Below are 20,230 nucleotides of genomic sequence, written 5' to 3' on the forward strand. Positions count from 1 at the left end.
CAGGCGACACCATCGAGCGCATGTACGCCGCACAGCCCGACCCCGGCCAATCCTTCGCGGCGAAGGAGACAGCCCGAATGATCACCGACTGCGACCGGAAGCTCACCCTCCAAGCCACCCGCGCCGAGGCCCTCGTCCGCACTCGCAACCTCACGGGCGCCCGACGCACGGAGAAGGAAGAGATGGAAGCCCTCGTGCGCGACATCGGGGACGTCCCGCCGCACTCGCCGGGACAAAACCGCAGCTCAAAACGGCAGCTCAAAGCCGACACGTACACCGCGCTCCGGCTGAAACCCACCTACGCCCCGGAAACGCAACAAGTGCGAGCCGAGGCAAGCCTCGACCCGCACAAGTTGGGGTGATCGTCTGTGTCCGAGGGGGGACTTGAACCATATCCCCAACCACTCCACCTGAACGGATTCTTTGACGTCAGAACAGGCCGGGCACCACCCCGTCCGGCGTGCCGACGAGGGCGATCCGGTCGAGGAAGGCGTTGTTCGTCTCGCAACTGGTTTCGGGAAGCAGGACGCAGGCGTGGCAGGCCGCGAGGTTGACGCTGTCGGCGCCGCTCGCCGCTGCCTCGGAGCAGAGGGGGTCGTTGGAACACCACGAGGCGCGGAGCAGCGCGGACTCCAGCGACGAGGCGAGGCGCTCGGGTTCGCCCTGGGCGACGATGCCACCGAGGCTTCCTGCGGAGTCGCTGGTCGCCGTATAGATGAGGAAGCCGGCCATGTCGTCGCCGATGTACAGGCGCTCGCGCAGGGACGCGGCCGGGTAGCCGCCGTCGAGGCTCCACTCGTTGATGAGCAGGTGCGCGAGCGTGTGCACCGCCAGGTAGCGGGGGGAGACCGGGGACGGCGGGACGGGCCGGTCGGAGTTGGCGTAGCGCTCCCGCAGTAGCGCCTCGTGGTTGAGTCGGACGCGTTCCGCGCGCTCCTGCGGCTGGGGTCGCCGCTCCCAGGCGGCGAGACGTTCCGGGTCGAGGCGGACGAAGACGCCCTCCCCGCTGACCTCGATGGCGGGCAGCCAGTCCGGCTTCCGGAGGGCGAGCGCGGCCCGGCGGGAACTGCTCGCGGGATCGCCGACGGCCGGCTCCTCGACCCGGGTGAAGGAGTGCAACGCGCGGATCTCACGGACCCGCTTGACCAGCATGACCTGTCCGATGCCGTCCGGCGTCCGGTCACCGCCGGGCCGCTCGCAGACGAAGTCCTGGAGCTCGTCCCGCCGGCCCTCCGGACGCTCACGTTGGAGGGTCCGGTACTCCTCCCGGTAGAGGAGATCGCGCGGCGACAGCGTGGCGTGCTCCTCGGTCGGCTGCTCCGCCTCCGCTTCACGGATCCGCAGTACGGCGGCGACCGCGTCGTCGACGGTCAGTCCCCGGTTCTTCTCCTCGAACTTCACCATCCTCAGGTAGGTGCGGATGTCGGCCTCGGCCCCGTCCTGGATGTTGCTCCAGTGGGGGCCGAGGGCCTTGAGCACGCCGTCGCTCCACGGTGGGATGGACAGGGCGGAGTGGACCACCGGGTACCACACGCTGAAGGAACCGCGCTGGAGGGTGCGCGGCGGCTCGCCACACTGCTGGGCGGGGGCGTCCTTGAGCCAGGGACGACGCCCGGTGCACCGGATGCCGAGGTCGCGGAGCGCCTGGCTGCGGAAGGCTCCCTCCATGGACACCTCCTTGGCGCCGCAGGTGCAGCCGATGACGACACCGCGGAGGGAGGCAGTGGAGCCTTCGGCGCGCAGGCGCAGCTTTCCGCCGCACCGGCCCGCCGAGCCGGCCTCGCCCGGCTCGTAGGAGGAGGAACGGTGGACCCACTTCCAGTACGGGAAGTCGTCGAGGTGGCCGTTGACGCAGGCCATCACGAATCGGGACGGGACGAGGTCCCGTTCACAGGCGCCGCAGACCGCCTTGTCCCTCGGCGGGTTGAACTTCGAGTAGTACTGCAGCTCGCGGCACTCCGGGCACGAGTACAACTGCGGGAACCGGGCGGCCCGCACCCCGTCACGGGCGTCCTCCGGGTCGCCGGCGGGCGGCAGTTTGAACTCGTGGACACCCGTCACCCGCGTGAGGCGAGGCTCCCATAGGCTCCGGGTCCGGCTGACGTCCCAGGTGTCGAGCCCGGCGATCACGAAGGACTCGTTGTCGACCGCGATCATGGAGCCGACGCCGTAGGTGGTGACGGCCTGGGCACGGCGGATCTCGCCGAGCTTGCGCAGGCGCGTGATCGGCGCGCCGGGTCGGACGGTTCCTCGCTTGCGAGGGGGCGGCGGCGGGGTCATCGCTTCTCCAGGAAGAAGGTCGCGGAGGCATCCACGTCGCGCAGGCTCCACAGCGTGGGCCAGCCCGTGCGACCCTCCGGGAGGTCGTTGTCGAAGGTACTGAGGAGAGCGGTCCTGCCACTCCTGGCGTGGGCTTCGTAGAGCATGTTCGGATCGGCGGCGGCAGCCTCGCGCCACCAGCCGACGAACTCGTCGAAGGCGGCGGCGGTGGCGTCGCGTTCCTGGGGCGCAACGCTCGCGACCCGCTTCAGCAGCGCGTCGCGAACAGCGCCGCTGACCTCGTCGACGGAGTCCTCGATCCGGGCCGCCGCCGCATTGTCGCGCGCACCCGGGATCATCAACCGCGCCAGGGCCACGATCACGGCGTGCAGGCCGCGGTCGCGGGCACGCGCCGAGAAGGGCGTGACGCTGGTGGACTCGACCTCGCGGTAGAGGGCGGAGTGGAAGTGCTGGAAGCTCTCGTAGTGCGAACGGTCCCGGGAACGAGTCGAGTTGAGCATGACTGCAACCAGGCCCGGATGGCGTCGACCGACCCGGCTGGTCGCCTGGATGTACTCGGCGGTGGTCTGCGGCTGGCCCATGACCGCCATCAGGCCGAGGCGGTCGACGTCGACTCCGACGGAGATCATGTTCGTGGCGAGCAGGACGTCGGTGGTGTCCGGGGACGGGAACCTGCGCTCGATGTCCTTGAGGCGCCTGGGGATGTCGCTCGCGCTGGCCCTGCTGCTCAGCTCCGTCACCGCCTCGGGGTGGCGGGGCTTTTCGATGCCGTCGCGGGCGGCGAGTTGCTCCATCCGATCCTGCACGTCATCGAAGACCTGGAGTTCGGCGGCGGACAACAGCCGCAGGCTGTTGAAGTAGCCGACGAGGGTCCAGTAGGCGTCCTTGACCTCGTCGTCGGCGTCGCCGAGCTGGACCTGGTGCAGCAGGGCGGCGTAGGTACGGATCAGCAGGGTGGACTGGCTGGTGCTGGAGGTCAACAGGCCGATGTACCGGCGGGTGGCCTTGTCCTCGCGGGAGGCCTCGACCGCGAACCAGGAGTCACGGGAGTCGAGTCCGGCCGGCGGGAACTGGCAGACCTCGCGGTTGAAGAGGTGCAGGCCCTGCTCGTCGGCGCGCCGGATGGTCGCCGTGGACGCGATCACCTTCGGCCGATTCGCCAGGATGTCCACCGCGGTCTCGTAGAGGCCGGTCAGGGTGCCGAGCGGGCCGGAGATGAGGTGGAGTTCGTCCTGGACGATCAGCTCCGGCGGCCGGGTCTCCTCCAGATCCCGGTTGAACAGCGCGGCCGTCCGCTCCCGCCACGGCATGGAGGCGAACTTGTCGACGGTGGCGATGATCAGCGTCGGGTGTGCGGCATAGACGGAGTCGTCGACCAGGTGCACGGGGAGTCCGTCGCCGCGGTGGAACGCGCAGTCTGCATCCGGGCAGTGGACGTACATGCGGTCGCGTTCCGGCGCGGCCTCGTAGTTCGAGGCGTCGAGGCGGCTGCCGCACCAGGGGCATGCCTGGAGCTGGACCGGGTTCTCCTTGTCGAGCGAGCGTCCGCCGGTGCGTAGGGCGTTCAACTTTTCGCCGGCCGTCACCAGGTCATTCGGGGTCGCCGACTTCCCCACCCACATGCCGATGGAGATGCCCTCCCGTCCCAGCTCGTCCTCGTGGCGAGAGCGGATCAGCTCCATGGCGCAGATCAGTGCGGTGGCGCGCTCGAACTGCTGGAGCGTCAGCAGTCGCAAGGTGTACCGCATCAGTACGGTGACACCGCCGCCGTGCACCGGGTCCTTGAGACGGCGCAGGAAGGTGGTGAAGGCGATCAGGCCGAGGTATGCCTCGGTCTTGCCACCACCGGTGGGGAACCAGAGCAGGTCGGCGATGTCGCGATCGGGATGATCGTCCTCGACGATGCCCTGAAGGCAGAGCAGCAGGAAGCAGATCTGGAAGGGTCGCCAGTACTCCTTGCTTTCATCCGGTCCGGCGGCGGGCTTGCCCGTCTTGACCCAGGACGTGCGCGCGCGCTGCTCGGCCATGGCGCGGGTGGCCAGCTGGAACGCCCGCATCGCGTGGGCGTGCGCGGGCTCGGAGAGCAGCGCGACGCCCACGCTCATGCGGGTGAGCGCCGTCTCGCACGCCTCGATCCGCTCCTGCGCGGCGGCCTCGTACTCGGTGCCGGCCAGGGTCTCCGCCTCGGCCTTGCGTTCGCCGATCCAGGCCCGGTAGCCGTCGAGGAGCGCGCCAAGCGCGTCCACCACCGCCTTCGGGTCGGCGTCGCCGAGACTGCGCATGGAGAGCGCATCGACGGCGATGGCTCGGTTCGAGTCGGTCAGCAGCACCTCGTGAGTCGGCACGAACTCGGTTCGGACCTCTGCGACGGCGGCGCGCCCGGTGGTCGTGGCACCGATCGGCGGAGGCGTCCAGTCCCAGGCTGCCGCGCAACCGTGGCCGGTGGCGAAACCGGGGGCGTGCCGGTGGAGCAACCGGCTGAGCATCAACTCCCGGTCGTGGCTGCCGGAGGAGGCACGGCGCTCGACGAAGGGCTCGGCGCCGGTCGTGAGTGCCCGGACCCGGAGGATGGGCTGGTAGTAGCAGGCGGTGTCCTTCAGCGCCCGGGCGCCGACCGTGCGGGTGTTGATCAGCGTGGCGGTGACGGTCACGGCGCCGTGCTCGCCTCTGGGACGTACCAGGACCCGGAGTTCCAGTCCCTCTGCGAGGGGCTGTCGGACCGTGCCCGGCGTTGTCACGTCCACCTCGACGTCGGCCAGGTCGAGCGGGATCCGGCGCCAGCGCTCGCGCTGTTCCTGGGTGCTGCGGGCCTCGATGCGCAAGGCCGCGACGGGATTGCCGTCGGCGTCCTCGGGGCGGTAGACGGCGGCCGTGGTCTGCAGCACGATCCGCTCCGCCACTGTGGGGTCCACGGCGAAGGTGAGCCCCATCGAGGAGGGCCGCCGAATGTTGGCGAGCGAGACGCCGCGCGCGACGGCGTCCTCCTCGCCGTCGGCGTCGCCGTCGCGGACGAGGGCGGGAGAGTCGTCTCCGTCGGCCTCGTGGCCGTCCCTGCTGCCGCGGGCAACCTCGGGCGTCTCCTGGGGGAATAGGACGCCGACCGGATACATCGTCACCGGCGCGTCGTCCTTGAGGATCTCCTCGTCACCACCGACCGGACCGAGGAGGTCCAGACGGAGGGCGGCACCGAGCCGATCGCGCAGGGCGTAGTAGTCGTGGATGGAGGGGCTCATGAGGGAAGTCGCTCCGTGTTCGAGTCGTCGACCGGGTCGGTCCAGTCGAAGCGGCCAAGGCCGCTGAGGCGAGGCGCGAGCCAGGCTCCCGAGCTGCCGAGACCGGCACGCTCGGTCGCGATGTCGCTGCCTGCGACGGTTTCGACGCAGTCGATGTGGAGACCGGTGATCCGGCCCGGGACGTTGTACTCGGACCGACTGCCGTCGCGGCTGAGCATCAGGTGCAGGGCGCGACGGAATGTCTCCGACACCTCGCCGACGGGGCGACCGTCATGGAGGACCGCATACGGCGGCGTCTGGTCCTTGCCCTCCGGCAGGCGGTGGAGCAGGGACAGCTCGACGGCATCGCCGGAGTGGACCTCGTGACCGAGGTGTCGCTGAATCTCGACGGGGTCGGCTGCGTTACTTCGCACGCCTGGAGGGTGCGCGCGGCAGACGTCGAGGCCGAGTGCCTCGATGCCGTTGCGGGCCCACGATCGGCTACCTCCGATGTACCACCGGTCCAGCCGCCTGTCCTTGCGGACCAGCCAAGTGTTGGGACGGTCGAGTCGGTAGAGGTCGTCGCGAGGCCGGGTCATGGCGACGTAGAGGAGGCGGGCTTCCGCAGCCGGGTCGTAGTCGATCTTCTTCTTGGCCACGTCCTTCGGACGTCTCAGCTCCACCGGCTCCACGACCAGGACGCGATCGAACTCCAGGCCCTTGGCGCGGTGCACCGACGAGACGACCAGCGACGCCCGTTCGGCTGCGGTGAGCTCGTCGGGGAGCCGCCCCTCCGCCACAGCCAGGCGCAGCGCACCGAGCTCGACCCGGCCACGCCGCTTGCCGGTGACTCGCCGCACCGCTCGCGCGAGCACCGACGGATCCAGGTCCGGCCGGGGGTCGAGGTCGGCGACCAGTTCGGCGAAGCGCCCCTCGGAGAGGTCTGCCGCGTCGGTGGCGGCGAGCAGGCCGGCGATCCAGGCGGGAGCGGGACTATCTCGGACGGAGCGCTGGAGCCGGTGGTCCACGCGGGCCTCGTGCAAGGTCTGGCTGATGGAGAGCGCCTGACCGTTGTCCCGGCACAGGATCGCGGTCGGTCCGTCGAAGTACCGGAGCGAGTCCAGGACGAAGGCATCGTCCAGCGTGCCGAAGTGGGGGGCCTCGTCGAGCAGGAGTCGCAGCTCCCGGTGGATCTGCTCGGCCTGCACCTCGGTCGGCTCCCGGCCGGTGGCCGGCCGCTGTAACCGGGGGCCGTATGGAAGGGCGACGCGGGCCTGCTCCGTGCGGGCTCGAAAGTTGTCGCCGAGGCGGATCTCGACCAGGTCCTCGGCGAACGAGCCACGGATCCAGTCGAAGAAGTAGTTCGTTTCCTGCGCCCGCTGGTCGGAATCTGTGACCTGGAAGCCGTAGACGGCCTGGGCGCCGTCCCCGACCACGGTGAAGCCGCTCTGTTCCCGGAAGCGGTCGAGGAGCACCTCGACCATCTCACGGCGCACCCCGACAAGATCCTGGACCTCGTCGATCAGCACGTGGGCGGGGGCGCCGAACTCCCCCGCCTCGACCGCGCCCCTCTCGATGCCCTCGGTGGCGGCCCTGATGCGATGATCGAAGGCGGTCCCCGACCAGTCGCGGTCCGGATACGCCCGATGCAGCAGGGTGGCCGCCCATGAGTCGAAGGTCTGAGCGCGCACCCGACGGGCCCCGTCGCCTCGGCTCTCGATCCGCTCGCGCAGCTCGCGCACGGCGGCCCGGGAGAAGCTGAGGACGAGGATCTCGTGCGCTTCCAACTCCTCCCGTTCGACCAGCGCTTTCAGCCGGCAGACCAGGGCGTGCGTCTTGCCGGCGCCGGCGCCCGCCGTGACCAGGGTGCGGGTGTCCCACGGCTGGTCGACGACGGACCGCTGCGCCGGGGTGAGCGCGTGCTGCGGCTCGGTCACCTTTCCTCGTTCCACAGGTAGTCGAACCTGGTGAAGGCCAGCTCGCCCTGGTAGTTGATCACGTTGTCACGGACGTTGAGGATCAGGCAGGTCAACGTGCCGTTGTTCTTCGGTCCTCGCAGGCCACGACCGATCATCTGTTGATAGATGTTCGGACTGTAAGTGGGACGGGCGACGACGACTGCACGGGTGGCGGGGGCGTCGAAGCCCTGGGCGAGGACTCCGTAGTTGGTGAGCACCTGGATGCGGCCCTTGCGGAAGTCCTCGATGCGCTTGCGGCGCTCAGGCACAGGCGTGGCCGAGTCGATGGCTGCAGCGCGGATCTGCCGGTCGTTCAGTTTGGCGGCCAGGAACTTGGCGTGTGCGACCGAGGTGGCGAAGACGAGGATCGGCCAGTCCGTCGGCAGGTTCTCGATCTCGTCGATGATGCGCAGGTTGCGGTCCTGGTCCTCGGCGAGGCGCTGCTCGGCACGCTTGGGCAGGACGCCGAACTTCTCCGAGCTGGAGACCTCGTCGGAACTCAGCCGAATCTCGGCCCCCAGGAGCTCGCGATGCTTGACACGGGCCAGGACACCGAGGTCTTGGAGTTGTCGGATGGCCTCGTTCTGGTCACCGGCGAAGACGTCGAGGTCGAGGCGAGTGCCAAAGCGGCGCACCAGACGCACGGTCAGGTCCTCGTTGTTGCGGTAGGGGGTGGCCGTCAGGCCGACCAGGTGGCGACGCGTCATCGGCGGGTTGACGCCAAGGTGCTCGAAGATCTCGCTGTAACGGGGAGAGGTGGCCCGGTGCGCCTCGTCGACGATGACCAGGGCGGCGTCCCGCAGCCAGGCGTAGTTCTCGTGGCCGAGCACGCTCTGCAGTTTGGCGTCCGTGCCAACGACCAGGTGCGGCTCACCTGTCACCGGCGCGGCCTCGTTCGAGGACCAGAGGCGGCTGATGACCAGCGGCATCTCCGCGCCCACCTTGGACCAGACGAACCGCCAGCTCTGCACGGCCTGCTCGCACAGTTCCTCGCTCTCCGCGATCCACAGCACCGGCCCGGGGAGCTCGCCACGGTTTCGGATCCACCGAATCACGGCCTCGGAGGTGACGCGCGTCTTGCCGGCGCCGGTCGGGATGGACAGCATCCCGCGCTGCGGCATCGGGTTGTCCAGCAGCCGCTGGAGTGCCTGTGCCAGCTGTTCCTGGTATTCGTGCAGGGCGGGGAACTCGGATGGGCCCTCCACCTGGATGCGCGCCTCCAGCGGCGGCACCCGGGAGCCGGCGAACGAGTCGGGGAGCCCGAGGTCGGTGACGAACTTCAGTGCCTTGGCATCGCCGGTGAAGCTGCTCGGCGCGTTGCCGGGGAACGCGAGAGCCAGGTCCCGGCTGTGGATGCGGAGAATCTCCTCACCGTGGGAATTGAAGGCCAGCTCGGCGATTCGCCGGGCATCCGGCTGCTCACCGTCGCGCTCGGCGACCTCACTGTCCAGGAGGCCCGGAGGCAGCTCGCTGCGCAGTTCCTCCTCGCCGATCAACAGGGCGATCTTGTCGATGACGCTCTCGGCCTCGGTGATCTGCCGTAGTCGAGCGCGGGTCTTCCGGTCCTGCTCCTGACGCGCCTGGAGGTCCAGCACACTTTTACAGCCCTGGGGACCGAGCTGCCAGCCGAACTCCCGGTCGGCGGCCGTCAGGACGTCGAACGGGGAGAGCGTGTCGAGCACCAGCAGGGTTGACCCGTTGCGGGCCGAGGACAGCGGCTTCAGCTCCACGCCACGTGGTGTGCGGATTTCCTGCTCCAATTCACCGCAGCGCTGGACCTTCCGGTTCTCCACCGACTTGCCGAGGCGCTGACGCAGCGGCGAGAACTCGTCGACAAGCAGCGTCGGCCGGGCCGTCCCGGCCTTGCGGACCTGCTTGCTGATGACATCCTCGACCTTGAGCATCCCCCACTGTTCGATCATCTGGGCCGCGGCCGCGGCGTCGGCCTTGTCCGTGACCAGGAGCGCGGGGAGTTGCTCGCGGACGAGTTCGCCGAAGGCCGCCGCGGACGTTGCCACGACGATTTCCGTGTCGGGACGGACGTCCCAGGACCCACCCACGCGGCAGCGGGTCAGGACGCCGTCGGGGAACTCCATGCCGACACGCAGCATCAGGGCGTAGGCGTGACCGATGAAGGCGTCGTCCTCGCTGACCAGCACCCGGTCCAGCAGAGCGTGCCAACGCTTTGCCGGCACTTCCTCCGGGGTGGCCGGCATGCGCAGCTTTCGGGCCTTCGACTCGGAGATGTCGATGACGACGGGCAGCACCTGCGCGTATGCCTTGAGCTGCGGGCCGACCGCCTCGCGCACCGAGGTCAGGCCCAACGAGGTGCGCACCAGGCCGTGCCTGCCGAGCATCCAGCGCAGCGGGGAAGCCACTTCGGTACGGCCGTTGGCGGAGGCGCTGTACGCGCGGGTCCAGCTCTCGACGACGCCGGCGTCCGGGATCGCGGCGACGAACGCGGCGCGGCCCTCCTCCGAGAGGCGCGGCAGCAGGTCCAAGGGGCCTGCCGGTGCGGCTCCCTCCAGGACGAGCCGATTGATGTTGGTCCGCGGGGCGTCCGCGGCGAGCCGGCGCAGGTAGCCGTCGTGCACGGCCTGCCGGTACTCCTCGAACCAGTGCTGCCGTTTCGGGTCGTGGGCGATGACGGGCCGGTCGACCAGGCCGAGGTCGCGGAAGATCGCGACGTCCGCGTTGTGGAAGTCCATGTCCACGGCGATCGAGGCGTCCCTGCTGCGGTCCCCGGGCACGACGACTCCCGGCAGCAGGCACGAGGCCATGGGTCGGAAGCGTCCGTCGACCGTGCGGACATGGAGCACGGCACGGGCGTCCGGGTGGCGGCCGCGGATGCGGTCCACCTGGGCGTTGCCGCCCGCGCTGCGCAGCAACATCCAGAACTGGGTCCACAGTTGCGGGGTGTAGCCTCCGAAACCCTGGTCGAGCACGCCCTGGAAGCGGCCGTGGGCATCGGCGATACGGATGCCGATGGTGTGCAGGTGGCGCTGCATCTCCATCCGCTCGGAGATGGCCGTGTGCACGTAGACCATGTCGTCGCGGAGCTCGTCGGCACCGGTGCGGTGGAAGACCTTGCCCGCGACCGGGGCCACCATTCCGTGGGCGTCGGTAAGCACGATGCGGGCGCTGCGCGCGGCCGCCAGCGTCTCCTGGTCGCCGTTGTGCTCCACCATCGCTGCGAGGATGCGGATCGCGTGACCGGACGACTCGGCGGTGCCGTCCGAGACCAGTGCCTCGAGCCAGGTGCGGATGCCTTCCGTCGACTTCTTTGCGGCCGACAGGATGTGCTCCATCTTGCCGTGGCGCAGCGGGTTGGCGTCGACCGAGGGGTGCACCCAGTCGCGCGGGCGCCCGGGATACTCGGCCCACAGGCGCAGCCATTCCGGCCGCAGCTTCTCGGGGTGGATGCGCAGGTCACGGGGGACGCGGAGGACGCCGTCCTGGTCGGGCAGGGACGGCAGCTGCGCGGCGGCCTCCCAGACGTGGCGGATGAAGTACTCCTCCGCCCAGTTCACGGCTTCCTTGGAGCGGCCGGGCAGGAGCGGCAGGCAGGCGGCGGGGTCCTCCTTGCGGGACAGCCGGGGCAGGGAGGTGACCACCACACGGGCCGCGACCCGGAGCAGTTCACGGTTGAAGGCGCTGCCGTCGAGGAGGTTCTGCCGGTCCTCGTTGGTCTTCCACGCCGCGTTCAGATAACCCGTCACGGAGACCGGGTACTTGGTGGGGAAGTAGGACCAGAACTGGCCGCGCCCAAGGGGCACCGTCAGCAACCCGTCCTTCTCGACGTAGGCGGGAACCGCCCATGAGACATTGATGACGCTGCGGTCGTGCAGTTCGCCGGCGCTGCCACGGGCCTCCGTGGTGGGCTCGTGGGCGACCGTGAAGACGTTCCACTCGCTCACCGTCTCCTTGATCCCCGTGCCGACCTCACGGATGACGCGTCGCTCACCGGAGACCTGCACCGTCAGCTTGCGGCGCTGGATGGGAAGCCGACGTCGGTCCTCCAGCAGCACTTCGCCGACGTGTGAGGAAAAGATCTGGAAGCCGGAAGGGAAGGCGTCGGTCTCGTGACCGTCGCTGTGCTTGAAGCCGGTGATGTCGTGCCCTAAGCGCTCGGCCGCCCCCGGCAGCAGGGGGAGCTTGACCACAGTGGTCGCCCAGGCCAGGAGCTCCCGCAGGACGTTGTCCTTGTCGAGCTCCTCCTCTCGGTCGAGGGGACGGGCCATCCGGAGCACCGGGGTGTCCATGTCGAGGGGCTGCTGGAGTCCAAGCGCCTCGGCGATCCGGTCGGTGGACCAGGTCCGGTCGAAGCCGAAGCATCCGTCGGCGCTGAAGAACTGGGGCGCGTCGGTCACCGACAGCACTGACTTCACGCCGACGCCGAAGCGGCCGATCTGACCGCCGCGCTTGCGGGAGACACTCATACGCAGGATCGTGTCGGCGCCTTCCGGGGTGACCGGGGTCCCCTGGTTGGCACAGTAGAGCGTGTCGTCGGTCAGCACCACGGCCAGGCGGCCGCCGGGTTCATTGGCGATCTCATCGGCGCCATTCTGAACGAGTTCGAACAACTGACGCTCGCCGTATCCGCCCTGCGTGATCCGCAGCTCGCTGTTGGCGTGCTCCTGCACGAGGCCGGGATCCACGCGATAGGTCTCCAGGGTGCGGTTCGATTGCTCCAATACTGTTTGAATCACCAAGGCATCCGAACCCCGCGACAACGTCTGATCGCTCAAGATCCAACTGCTTCCTGCCCGGCATGACCCCGGACCGAGTATCAAGATGAACATTGACGGAAAACAGAAGAGCTGCACACTTACCGGGGATGTGGAGCGTCGATCCCTCAAGGTCACCCGTGTCGACAACAGCCGGAGCCGGCCCTACTTCTCGGACGGCATGATGACAATCCTAACGAGGGGAGTATCGGGACGCCCCCATAACCCAAGCCGACGACCGTCGTCGGAACGGCGTCGTCCTGGACCGGTGGCGGCGAACCCTCGCGACGGAGGAGCGGATCCGTAGCGCCCGAACGCGAACTGCCTTACGCCCGTGGGCGACTCGATACCGTCGTGCCCCGACGTCGAACTTCCTTCCGCCTGCGACGCATTGATCGACTATCGCTGCCCACGGGCAGCACTCCGCCGCCGTTCGCAAGCTGCAACATCGACCTTCAGCCCTCACGCGTCATCCCGATCGCGTCGAAGAACTCTGAACGCGGATACGGGTCCATGGAGTTGTAGTCCTCTGGATCGACGACAGGATGTCGTCGTCGCTGGGGGCAAGCAGAGTCACGGCAGCCCCCTACGGCACGGCAAAGTCGAACAACATCCATGGAACAGGGAAGAGCAAGGTGCGCTGGTCTCGCAGCGAAGGAGGCAGCCCTGGTGATCACCGACTGCGACCGGAAGCTCACCCACTATCGCGCGGCCCTCGAAGCCGGCACCGACCCCCGGCTCATCGCCACCTGGACCGCAGAGGTTCAAGCCACCCGCACCCAAGCCCTCGCTCGCACCCACAGCCTCACGGGCGGTCGACGCATGGAGAGGGAGGAGGTGGAAGCCCTCGTGCGTGAGATCGGGGACATTCCGGCCGCACTCGCCGAGGCGGAACCACAGCTCAAGGCAGGCACCTACGACGCCCTTGAGCTGCAGCTCACGTACGACCCCGGAACGCAACAAGTGCGGGTCGAAGCAAGCTTCGACCCGCACAAGTTGGGGTTATGGTCTGTGTCCGAGGCCCGAGTTGTCCATCATCTCCGGTCTGGCCGGGGGAAACCGACTCTGCATCGGCTCGCCCGCCGGGCCTGAAGTCCCGTTCGAAACCTCGCAATTACAAGGTAGTCTGCCGTGACTCCCGGGTCCATCCCTCGAAAGGGTGGCGCACTACGGCGAATTCGACGGCTGCGGGCGGCGTGGATGCGCATCTCAGGAGTCTCCACAAATCGAGGGGAGGCTCAGCTCCGGCCAGCACCGCCGTCGGTGTCGCGTCGGCGAATCACTGTCAGGAGTATGAGCACGGGGAACGCCAGCGCGGCGGCCAAGCCCTGCGCGAGCAACTGCGGCGCAAGGAGGTGTGGGTGGTCGGCGCCGGGCGCTGTCGCAACCCGGACGAGAACCTCCCGCAGGACTTCGAGGCGCGCCGGGTGGAGCACTACGGCGGTGCTGCGCGAGCCGCTGGACCCGGCGGCGTTCATCGGCCAACTGCGCACCGAGATGGGAGCGCGCTCGGCGAACTCGACACCGCGCTGCCCTCCTTGGACTGAGACCGCGCATGCTGATCGGCCAGGCGCTGGCCGCGATGGGCGGACCGGCGGGGGTCCGCGAAATCGAGCTCGCGTCCCATGCCTTCGCGTCCGGCAGCACGTCGTTCGTGTGGAGCTTGACGCGCCGTCTGCGTGGGCCGCGGCAGGAGCGCATCCCGCACGCAACCACGTGCTCCTCCCGGCTCGTCGCGCCTGTCGAGTGTGTGGGGCAGCGGCGCGGGGTCATCGGCCGAGTTCGGCCGGCTCCTCCATCCGCGCCAACTTCCGCGGGTTTGCGATCACGTAGATCCAGGTGATTCGGGCCTGGTCGACGACGAGGCTGATCGCGGCCGAACTGCCGCCGACCTCGATGCGGCCCGCAGGTGCGCCGTTGAGCCACACGGCCGTTGTCGCGACCTCGGCCGCCGCCCGGTTCACATGTGCGAGCAGTTGGGCCACGCGTTCGGCCCCGTGGATCGGTGCCCGGGACGCAGGCACCACTCCACCGCCGTCGGCAATCATGACCACATCCGGCGCCAGGACGTCCAGCAGTTCGTGCAGCTTCCCGGTACTCAATGCGGCCAGGAACCGTTCCACCACCACCTGCTGCTCCGAACGGCTCACCCGCACCCGTGGTCGGCGAGCCGCCACATGCGAGCGTGCCCGCCGTGCGATCTGGCGCACCGCGGCCTCCGCCTTGCCGACGACCCCGGCGATCTCTCCGTACGGCATCTCGAAGACCTCCCGGAGGACGAACACGGCCCGCTCCGTCGGCCGGAGCGTCTCGAGAACGGTCAGCATGGCGATCGACACGCCTTCGGCGAGTTCGACGTCCTCGGCGACATCAGGGCTGGTCAGCAACGGCTCCGGCAGCCAGTCGCCCACGTAGTCCTCACGGCTACGCGACAACGTCCGCAGGCGGTTGAGTGCCAGCCGTGCGACCGTCCGGACGAGGAACGCCCTCGGGGCACGCACGTCCGCCTGGTCGACGTCGGCCCATCGCAGCCAGGCGTCCTGCAGCACGTCCTCCGCGTCGTGTGCCAACCCGAGCATGTCGTACGCGATCGTGAACAGCAGGCCGCGATGGGAGAGGAACGGGTCCTCGGTCACGTGGTCGTCCCGGCTCCGACACTGCCGGGGCGTGCGGCCAACGGAATGTCACACGCGGCGGAGAAGCCCTGCGATTCGATGCCCAGTGCCGTGTTGTTCCTGGTGGCGAAGTTGGCGTAGGCGATGAAGGCGGTGAGCTCGACCATCGCCGCCGGGCCGACCTGCTCCAGCAGGCGCCCGGACAGCGCGTCGGTGACGGTCGGCGGGGTGTTGGTCATGGCTTCGGCGTACTCCATGACGTCCCGCTCCAACGGGGAGAAGACGTCCGACTCCCGCCAGCGCGGGACCTGGCTCGCCTTGGCCATGTCCAGGTTCTCGTTCTGTGCCTGGAAGTAGCCGGCGTCCAGGCACCAGCCGCAGCCGACCTGCGCCGCGACGGCCATGTGCGCAAATGACTTGAGACTGTCGTCGGCCGCGTTCCACGCACCCACCTTGTCGCCGACCGCCAATGCGGTCGCGGCGACCGTGGGGCTGTGCCACATCACCTCGACGGGTTCGGGTACCGCCCCGAGCATCTTGAACCGCTCGGTCATGTCTTCGCCGAGACCGATCAGCTCCGTCTTCGCAACGCGTAGCACCACGGTGTCCTCCCTGCGTTTGTCTGCCTTGCCATGAAGACACCGCCGGGCCCGCAAATGTGACATCCGCGCGATGGGGATGCCCCGGCCGCGGTACGCACCGTGGAGGATGTCGTCGCCGAACTTCACTCCACTCACCCCGGCTGACCAGGCAAAGCATCGAATTACTGCTGGAGTACCAGTACTCCAGCAGTAGATGGTGGTCCGAGAGAGGCGCGTCGGCGAGGGAAGGCCGCCAGTCCAGCCATATCCCATCGCGCATGATGACTCTCCCGCGTAGTTCCGGCTCGCCGCGCCAAGCGCGCACAGTCCTCGGGGCCACGCGTACAAACAGAAAAGAACCCTCGTCCACGCGTGGATCCCACCCGAACTTGTCGGCGAACGCCTCCGCTGCGTCTCCGGGCACCTCCTGGTCCGGGAAGCACTCCGCCTCACCCTGGAGGAGCACCACGTCGAAGGTGTCCGGTAGCGCCAGGCGCATGCGCGGCTCTGCGCGGACGTTCCGCGCAGTCACGGAAGTGGCGCTGGTGCACATCCACACTGCTCGCCCGTCCCACAAGAACCACACCGGCACCTGGTGCGGCCCGTGATCAGGGTGAGCCGTCGACACCCATACATCCCGCTCGGCAACGAGCCGCTCCAGAGCGTCGCGCATTCGCTCCGCCGTCTGGCGACGAACGATTCCCGTGGTCTCCATGAGGACCGACCCTAGCCAAGCAGGCGCGAAGCGCGCCTGAAGCGCAGGACCTGCTCCCGGCGACCGATGAACCCCTCGACATATGGCTCGGGGCGACCGACTTCGGTACTCAGGGTGGTCGGCGGAAGTGCTCAGTCACACTTGTCTCCGGCAATGGCCGGGTCGGGATCGTGCCTGGTGGCGGCGTCGCCAGGCGGACGGCTGAGCCGGTGGGCCGGGTCGTGATCGGGCGGGACAGCGACAGTGATGAACAGGCGCTGGATCTCGATGCACGTCAGCGGGGTCAGGCCGTCCGGTGACCAGGGTGGTCCGGGTTGCCGGCGTGGTGGAGTGGCAGCGGTAGTAGGCGAGTTCATCGCTGGTGCGGTTACGGCGGATCAGGAGCTGATGGTGGCGCGGTGCCGCTTCGGTGAGGTCGATGACGGCCCAGTCGTAGCGCCGCTGCTCTTTCGCGCCGGGGCGGGCCGAGAGCTTCTGCCAGGCCCGCCTGGGCACCTTCTTCACGAGGGCATCAGCGCGGAAGGTGCCCGCGCCGGTGGGCACTTCGGCCGAGCAGGCCACCGCGAGGACGTAGCCGATGCCGCGGTTCTCCAGCGCCGTCCGCAGTTTCGGGTTGCCGCCGTGGACCTCGTCACCCGTGAACCAGCCGACGCGGTGTCCGGCGTCCGGGAACCGTTCGATCATCACCCTGGCCGGTTCCGGCTTGGTCGCGAAGGCGGGTGTCCTGGTCGAGTCAGGCATCCTGACAGCGGTCGGGATCGGCCGTCCATGAGCGTGGGACGTACAGTTCCCGGTCCACCGCCGTGTGCCCGCGCTGGCCGACGTAGACCAGGTAGACGGCGACCTGGGCATTTTCGATCCTACCCCCGGTACCGGCCCGGCCGAGCAGGTGCTGCACGCCGTCCGGGGGGTCTCCGAGAGCAGCCCGAGCGCCAACTTCCGGACCCGAAGCCAGGGTTCGACCCGCGTGATCCGTCCCGCTATCCGGCCCGTCAGGCCCTCGAACGCCTCCTGCCGGGCGGGCCGGGTCTACGCTGCGACCTGCGGCCACCGCATGATCGGTTGTCTTCACAGGCCGATGATCAACGGTGGTCGCACCCGTCTCCACAGCGTGTCGGGGTCGCTCAGGCATCCGTCTGCCGTCCTGTGTCAGGAGGACATGTGCAACGCGGCGAAGTCTGGTGGGTGGAGTTCGACGAGCGGCGGCTGGTCGTACTGCTGTCGGGAGACGACGCGTCCGGGATTCAGGTGGTGCAGGTCGTCGCTCCGGCGGGCGTCGACATCACCGGTCTGGGCGTCGAAGTGGCAGTAGGCGCCATGGATGGACTGCCCTTTGAAGGCGTGGTTCGGTTCGCGTTGCCACGCTCAGGCTTTACCCCTTGCACATGGCTGACCACCGTGTCCCGGGACGACCTGATCGAGCGGGCGGGCGCCCTGTCCTCCGTAAAGCTCAGCGAGATCGAGGATGCCCTCCGTCTCGGTGGACTCGGGTAGGCGGAGAAGGAACACACGCCCCCGATGGCGTGGTCGGTCTCGTCCACGCCTTGCCGACGTGGCACCGGCATCCGATCACCTCGTTCGGCTCGGCCTGCATCTGCGCCATCTCGGCATCGCGGGATCATCGGGCGGTCCCGCCGTTCTGTGACCCATGCCACATGCCGTTCCTGTCAGGAATCGGGGCGCTGTCCCGCTCAACTCCCCGAGAGCAAGCGAACCGACAGGAGCGACCCATGAAGCACCGCATCGTCGTCCTCGGCGCCGGCTACGCCGGGGCCTACGTGGCAGGCAACCTGGCCCGCCGGCTGTCCCAGGCTGAGGTCGAGGTCACCGTGGTCAACGCCGTGCCGGACTTCGTCCAGCGGCTGCGGCTGCACCAGCTCGCCGCCGGCCAGGAGATCGACGCCCCCAAGCTCGCCGACGTCTTCGCGGGCACCGGGATCCAACTGCGTCTGGCCCGGGTCACCGCCGTCGACCCCGAGCGCCAGGTCGTCGCCGTGGCCGACGCCGACGGCGGCGGCGAACTCGGCTACGACACGCTCCTGTACGCGCTCGGCAGTCACGGCGACGACCGCGGCGTCCCCGGCGCGGCCGAGCACGCCTTCGATGTCGCGGCCCGGCCCTCGGCGCTGCGCCTGCGCCAGCGCCTGGACAGCCTGGGCAAGCGGGGTGAGGGCGGGAGCGTGGTGGTGGTTGGCGATGGGTTGACCGGCATCGAGACCGCCACCGAGCTCGCCGAGTCACGGCCCGGCCTGTCGGTGGCGCTGGTCGCCCGTGGCGAGTTGGGCGCCCGGCTGTCCGCCGGAGCCCGCGGCCACCTGCGCCAGGTCTGCGACCGGCTGGGTGTCACAGTTCTGGAGCACACGGTCGTCGAAGCCGTCGAAGCGACGCGGGTGCTGTGCGCCGACGGGAGTGTCCTGGCATCGGATGCGACCGTGTGGACGGCCGGGTTCGCAGTCGACCCCATTGCCGCCGCCGGCGGGCTGGAGGTCACCGACCAGGGCCGGATCGTCGTCGATCGCACCATGCGGTCGGTCTCGCACCCGAACGTCTACGCCGTCGGCGACAGCGCCTACGCCATCGGCGACAACGGCCGGCCGATGCCGATGTCCTGCGCGTCGGCCGGCTACACCGGTATGCAGGCCATGAAGGCGATCGTGGGAGGCCTGACCGGCCGCAAGATCGCGAACGTCAAACTGGACTACGCGTTCAACCACATCAGCCTCGGACGGCGCGACGGGCTCTGGCAGACGGTCGACGACGAAGCCCAGCCGAAGCCCAAGTACATGAGCGGCCGCAAAGCCGCGCGGATCAAGTCAGCCATCCTCAAGATGTCGTTGTGGACCACCTCGCACCCGACCTTCTGCCTGCCCACGCGCAAGCGCCGCCTGGGGGCGGCCCCCGATGCGTCCGCCGATGCGTCCGCCGACGCGTCCGCCGACCAGGTGGCCGCCGGGAAGGCCGGTCGCGTAGCCGCCTAGGGTCGTCCCCGTGGACAGCACCGCGACAGATCGCTTCGACACCAGCCGGTTCGAGGCCAGCCGGAACCGGCTGGCCTCGCTGGCCTACCGTCTGCTCGGCTCCGCCACGGACGCCGAAGACACCGTGCAGGACGCGTTCCTGCACTGGCAGGCCGCCGACCGGCAACGGATCCTGGTGCCGGAAGCATGGCTGACCAAGGTCGTCACCAACCTGTGCCTCGACCGGCTCCGCTCGGCACAAGCCCGCCGCGAACGCACCGCCGGCGCCTGGCTGCCCGAACCGCTCCTCGACGGCGACCCGATGCTCGGCCCGGCCGACACGTTCGAGCAGCGCGAATCGGTCTCGCTGGCCGTACTCACGCTCATGGAACGGCTGACACCGCTGGAGCGGGCCGTCTACCTCCTGCGCGAAGCGTTCTCCTACCACCACACCGAGATCGCCGACATCCTCGACATCACCGCGGCCGCAAGCCAGCAGCACCTCCACCGGGCCCGCAGCCGCATCACCGCCGAGCGCCGTCGCGCCGGTGGCGAAGTTGACGCGGCGTCCGCCCGCCGGATCGTCGAGGAATTCCTGGCTGCGGCGTCCTCGGGCCGCACCGAACGGCTGGTGGCACTGCTCACCGACGATGCGACCGCGATCGCCGACTCCAACGCCGCAGGCCTGGCCGAGAAACTGCTGCGGTACGACACTCCGCAGCGGATCGCCGCCATCGCCCGGGCCGGCTTCAAACCCACACCCGCGAAACGCCGACTCGCCGGCGGCACGCCCGCCGTCCACTACGCGCTTGTCAACGGCGCCCCCGCCATCGTCTTCGTCCTCGCCGACCAGGTCGTCGGCGCCGTCACGTTCGACATCACCGACGGCAAGATCGCCACCGTACGCGGTATCGCCGCCCCCACCCGTCTCGCCCGCCTCAACGACGCCTGGCGCCGGCACGAACCGGACGTGCCGCTCGTCGCCCAGTGGTGACCCGACAGCGACCTGGCCTGGTACCCACGGCGCGATGAACCGCTCCCGGGCTCCGGACGTCACCAGTCGCACGCGGACCGCGCAGCGACTTCCCGGGTCCCTCCGGGCGCCCGCCCGATCGGCACGCGCGGAATGAGATGGGCTTATAGAGCACGCCCTGTCCTGTCGCTGCCCATCGGCAAGTGCGCCCA

General features: G+C 69.2%; 12 protein-coding genes and 2 pseudogenes. 5 read left to right on the forward strand and 9 right to left on the reverse strand.

The genetic code is table 11. From position 1 onward, the window contains the following. Positions 1-20: 20 nt before the first annotated feature. A complete protein-coding gene (locus OG928_RS07475) occupies positions 21-362 on the forward strand; it encodes a hypothetical protein (RefSeq protein ID WP_406280801.1) in 342 nt (113 codons plus the stop codon). Positions 363-429: 67 nt separating this feature from the next. Here OG928_RS07475 and drmB read toward each other — a convergent pair whose 3' ends face one another. From drmB to OG928_RS07495, 4 genes are read right to left on the reverse strand one after another with little or no spacing between them, the layout of a single operon-like run. Next, positions 430-2,280: a DrmB family protein gene (drmB, locus tag OG928_RS07480; protein WP_406280803.1), complete on the reverse strand. Its 1,851-nt coding sequence runs from the start codon at positions 2,278-2,280 to the stop codon at positions 430-432. Continuing rightward, complete coding sequence (locus tag OG928_RS07485; protein WP_406280805.1) at positions 2,277-5,513, reverse strand: helicase-related protein; 3,237 nt, start codon at positions 5,511-5,513, stop codon at positions 2,277-2,279. Before OG928_RS07485 ends, drmB begins: the two co-directional genes overlap by 4 nt. Then, complete coding sequence (locus OG928_RS07490; RefSeq protein WP_406280807.1) at positions 5,510-7,429, reverse strand: UvrD-helicase domain-containing protein; 1,920 nt, start codon at positions 7,427-7,429, stop codon at positions 5,510-5,512. The genes OG928_RS07485 and OG928_RS07490 overlap by 4 nt, the downstream gene beginning before the upstream one ends. Further along, positions 7,426-12,252, reverse strand: coding sequence for a DEAD/DEAH box helicase (locus OG928_RS07495; protein ID WP_406280809.1), 4,827 nt, complete (start codon positions 12,250-12,252; stop codon positions 7,426-7,428). The genes OG928_RS07490 and OG928_RS07495 overlap by 4 nt, the downstream gene beginning before the upstream one ends. A 594-nt stretch (positions 12,253-12,846) precedes the next feature. Here OG928_RS07495 and OG928_RS07500 point away from each other — a divergent pair. After that, entirely contained in the window at positions 12,847-13,269 is a 423-nt protein-coding gene (locus OG928_RS07500) for a hypothetical protein (protein ID WP_406280811.1), read from the forward strand. 146 nt (positions 13,270-13,415) lie between these two features. Here the strand turns inward: OG928_RS07500 and OG928_RS07505 are convergent, their stop codons facing one another. The 5 genes and pseudogenes from OG928_RS07505 to OG928_RS07525 all read right to left on the reverse strand — a co-directional run bounded on the left by OG928_RS07505 (position 13,416) and on the right by OG928_RS07525 (position 17,084). Continuing rightward, positions 13,416-13,655, reverse strand: a complete 240-nt coding sequence (locus tag OG928_RS07505) for a hypothetical protein (RefSeq protein ID WP_406280813.1) — start codon at positions 13,653-13,655, stop codon at positions 13,416-13,418. 291 nt (positions 13,656-13,946) lie between these two features. After that, positions 13,947-14,813, reverse strand: coding sequence for an RNA polymerase sigma factor SigJ (sigJ, locus tag OG928_RS07510; RefSeq protein ID WP_406280815.1), 867 nt, complete (start codon positions 14,811-14,813; stop codon positions 13,947-13,949). After that, positions 14,810-15,394: a carboxymuconolactone decarboxylase family protein gene (locus OG928_RS07515; protein ID WP_406280817.1), complete on the reverse strand. Its 585-nt coding sequence runs from the start codon at positions 15,392-15,394 to the stop codon at positions 14,810-14,812. Before OG928_RS07515 ends, sigJ begins: the two co-directional genes overlap by 4 nt. 235 nt (positions 15,395-15,629) lie before the next feature. Beyond that, positions 15,630-16,088: pseudogene (locus tag OG928_RS07520) on the reverse strand (pyridoxamine 5'-phosphate oxidase family protein); the annotation flags it as partial. Positions 16,089-16,223: 135 nt separating this feature from the next. Then, a pseudogene (locus OG928_RS07525) lies at positions 16,224-17,084 on the reverse strand (transposase). Between the two features lie 165 nt (positions 17,085-17,249). Here OG928_RS07525 and OG928_RS07530 point away from each other — a divergent pair. The 3 genes from OG928_RS07530 (at position 17,250) to OG928_RS07540 (ending at position 20,039) form a co-directional block, all read left to right on the forward strand. After that, on the forward strand, positions 17,250-17,582 hold the full coding sequence (locus OG928_RS07530; RefSeq protein WP_406280819.1) for a type II toxin-antitoxin system PemK/MazF family toxin: 333 nt from the start codon (positions 17,250-17,252) through the stop codon (positions 17,580-17,582). A 236-nt stretch (positions 17,583-17,818) separates the two neighbouring features. Then, positions 17,819-19,066, forward strand: a complete 1,248-nt coding sequence (locus OG928_RS07535) for an NAD(P)/FAD-dependent oxidoreductase (RefSeq protein ID WP_406280821.1) — start codon at positions 17,819-17,821, stop codon at positions 19,064-19,066. 10 nt (positions 19,067-19,076) lie between these two features. After that, a complete protein-coding gene (locus OG928_RS07540) occupies positions 19,077-20,039 on the forward strand; it encodes a sigma-70 family RNA polymerase sigma factor (protein ID WP_406280823.1) in 963 nt (320 codons plus the stop codon). The last annotated feature ends 191 nt before the right edge of the window (positions 20,040-20,230 follow it).

The organism is Embleya sp. NBC_00896, assembly GCF_045207785.1.
Taxonomy (GTDB): Bacteria; Actinomycetota; Actinomycetes; order Streptomycetales; family Streptomycetaceae; genus Embleya.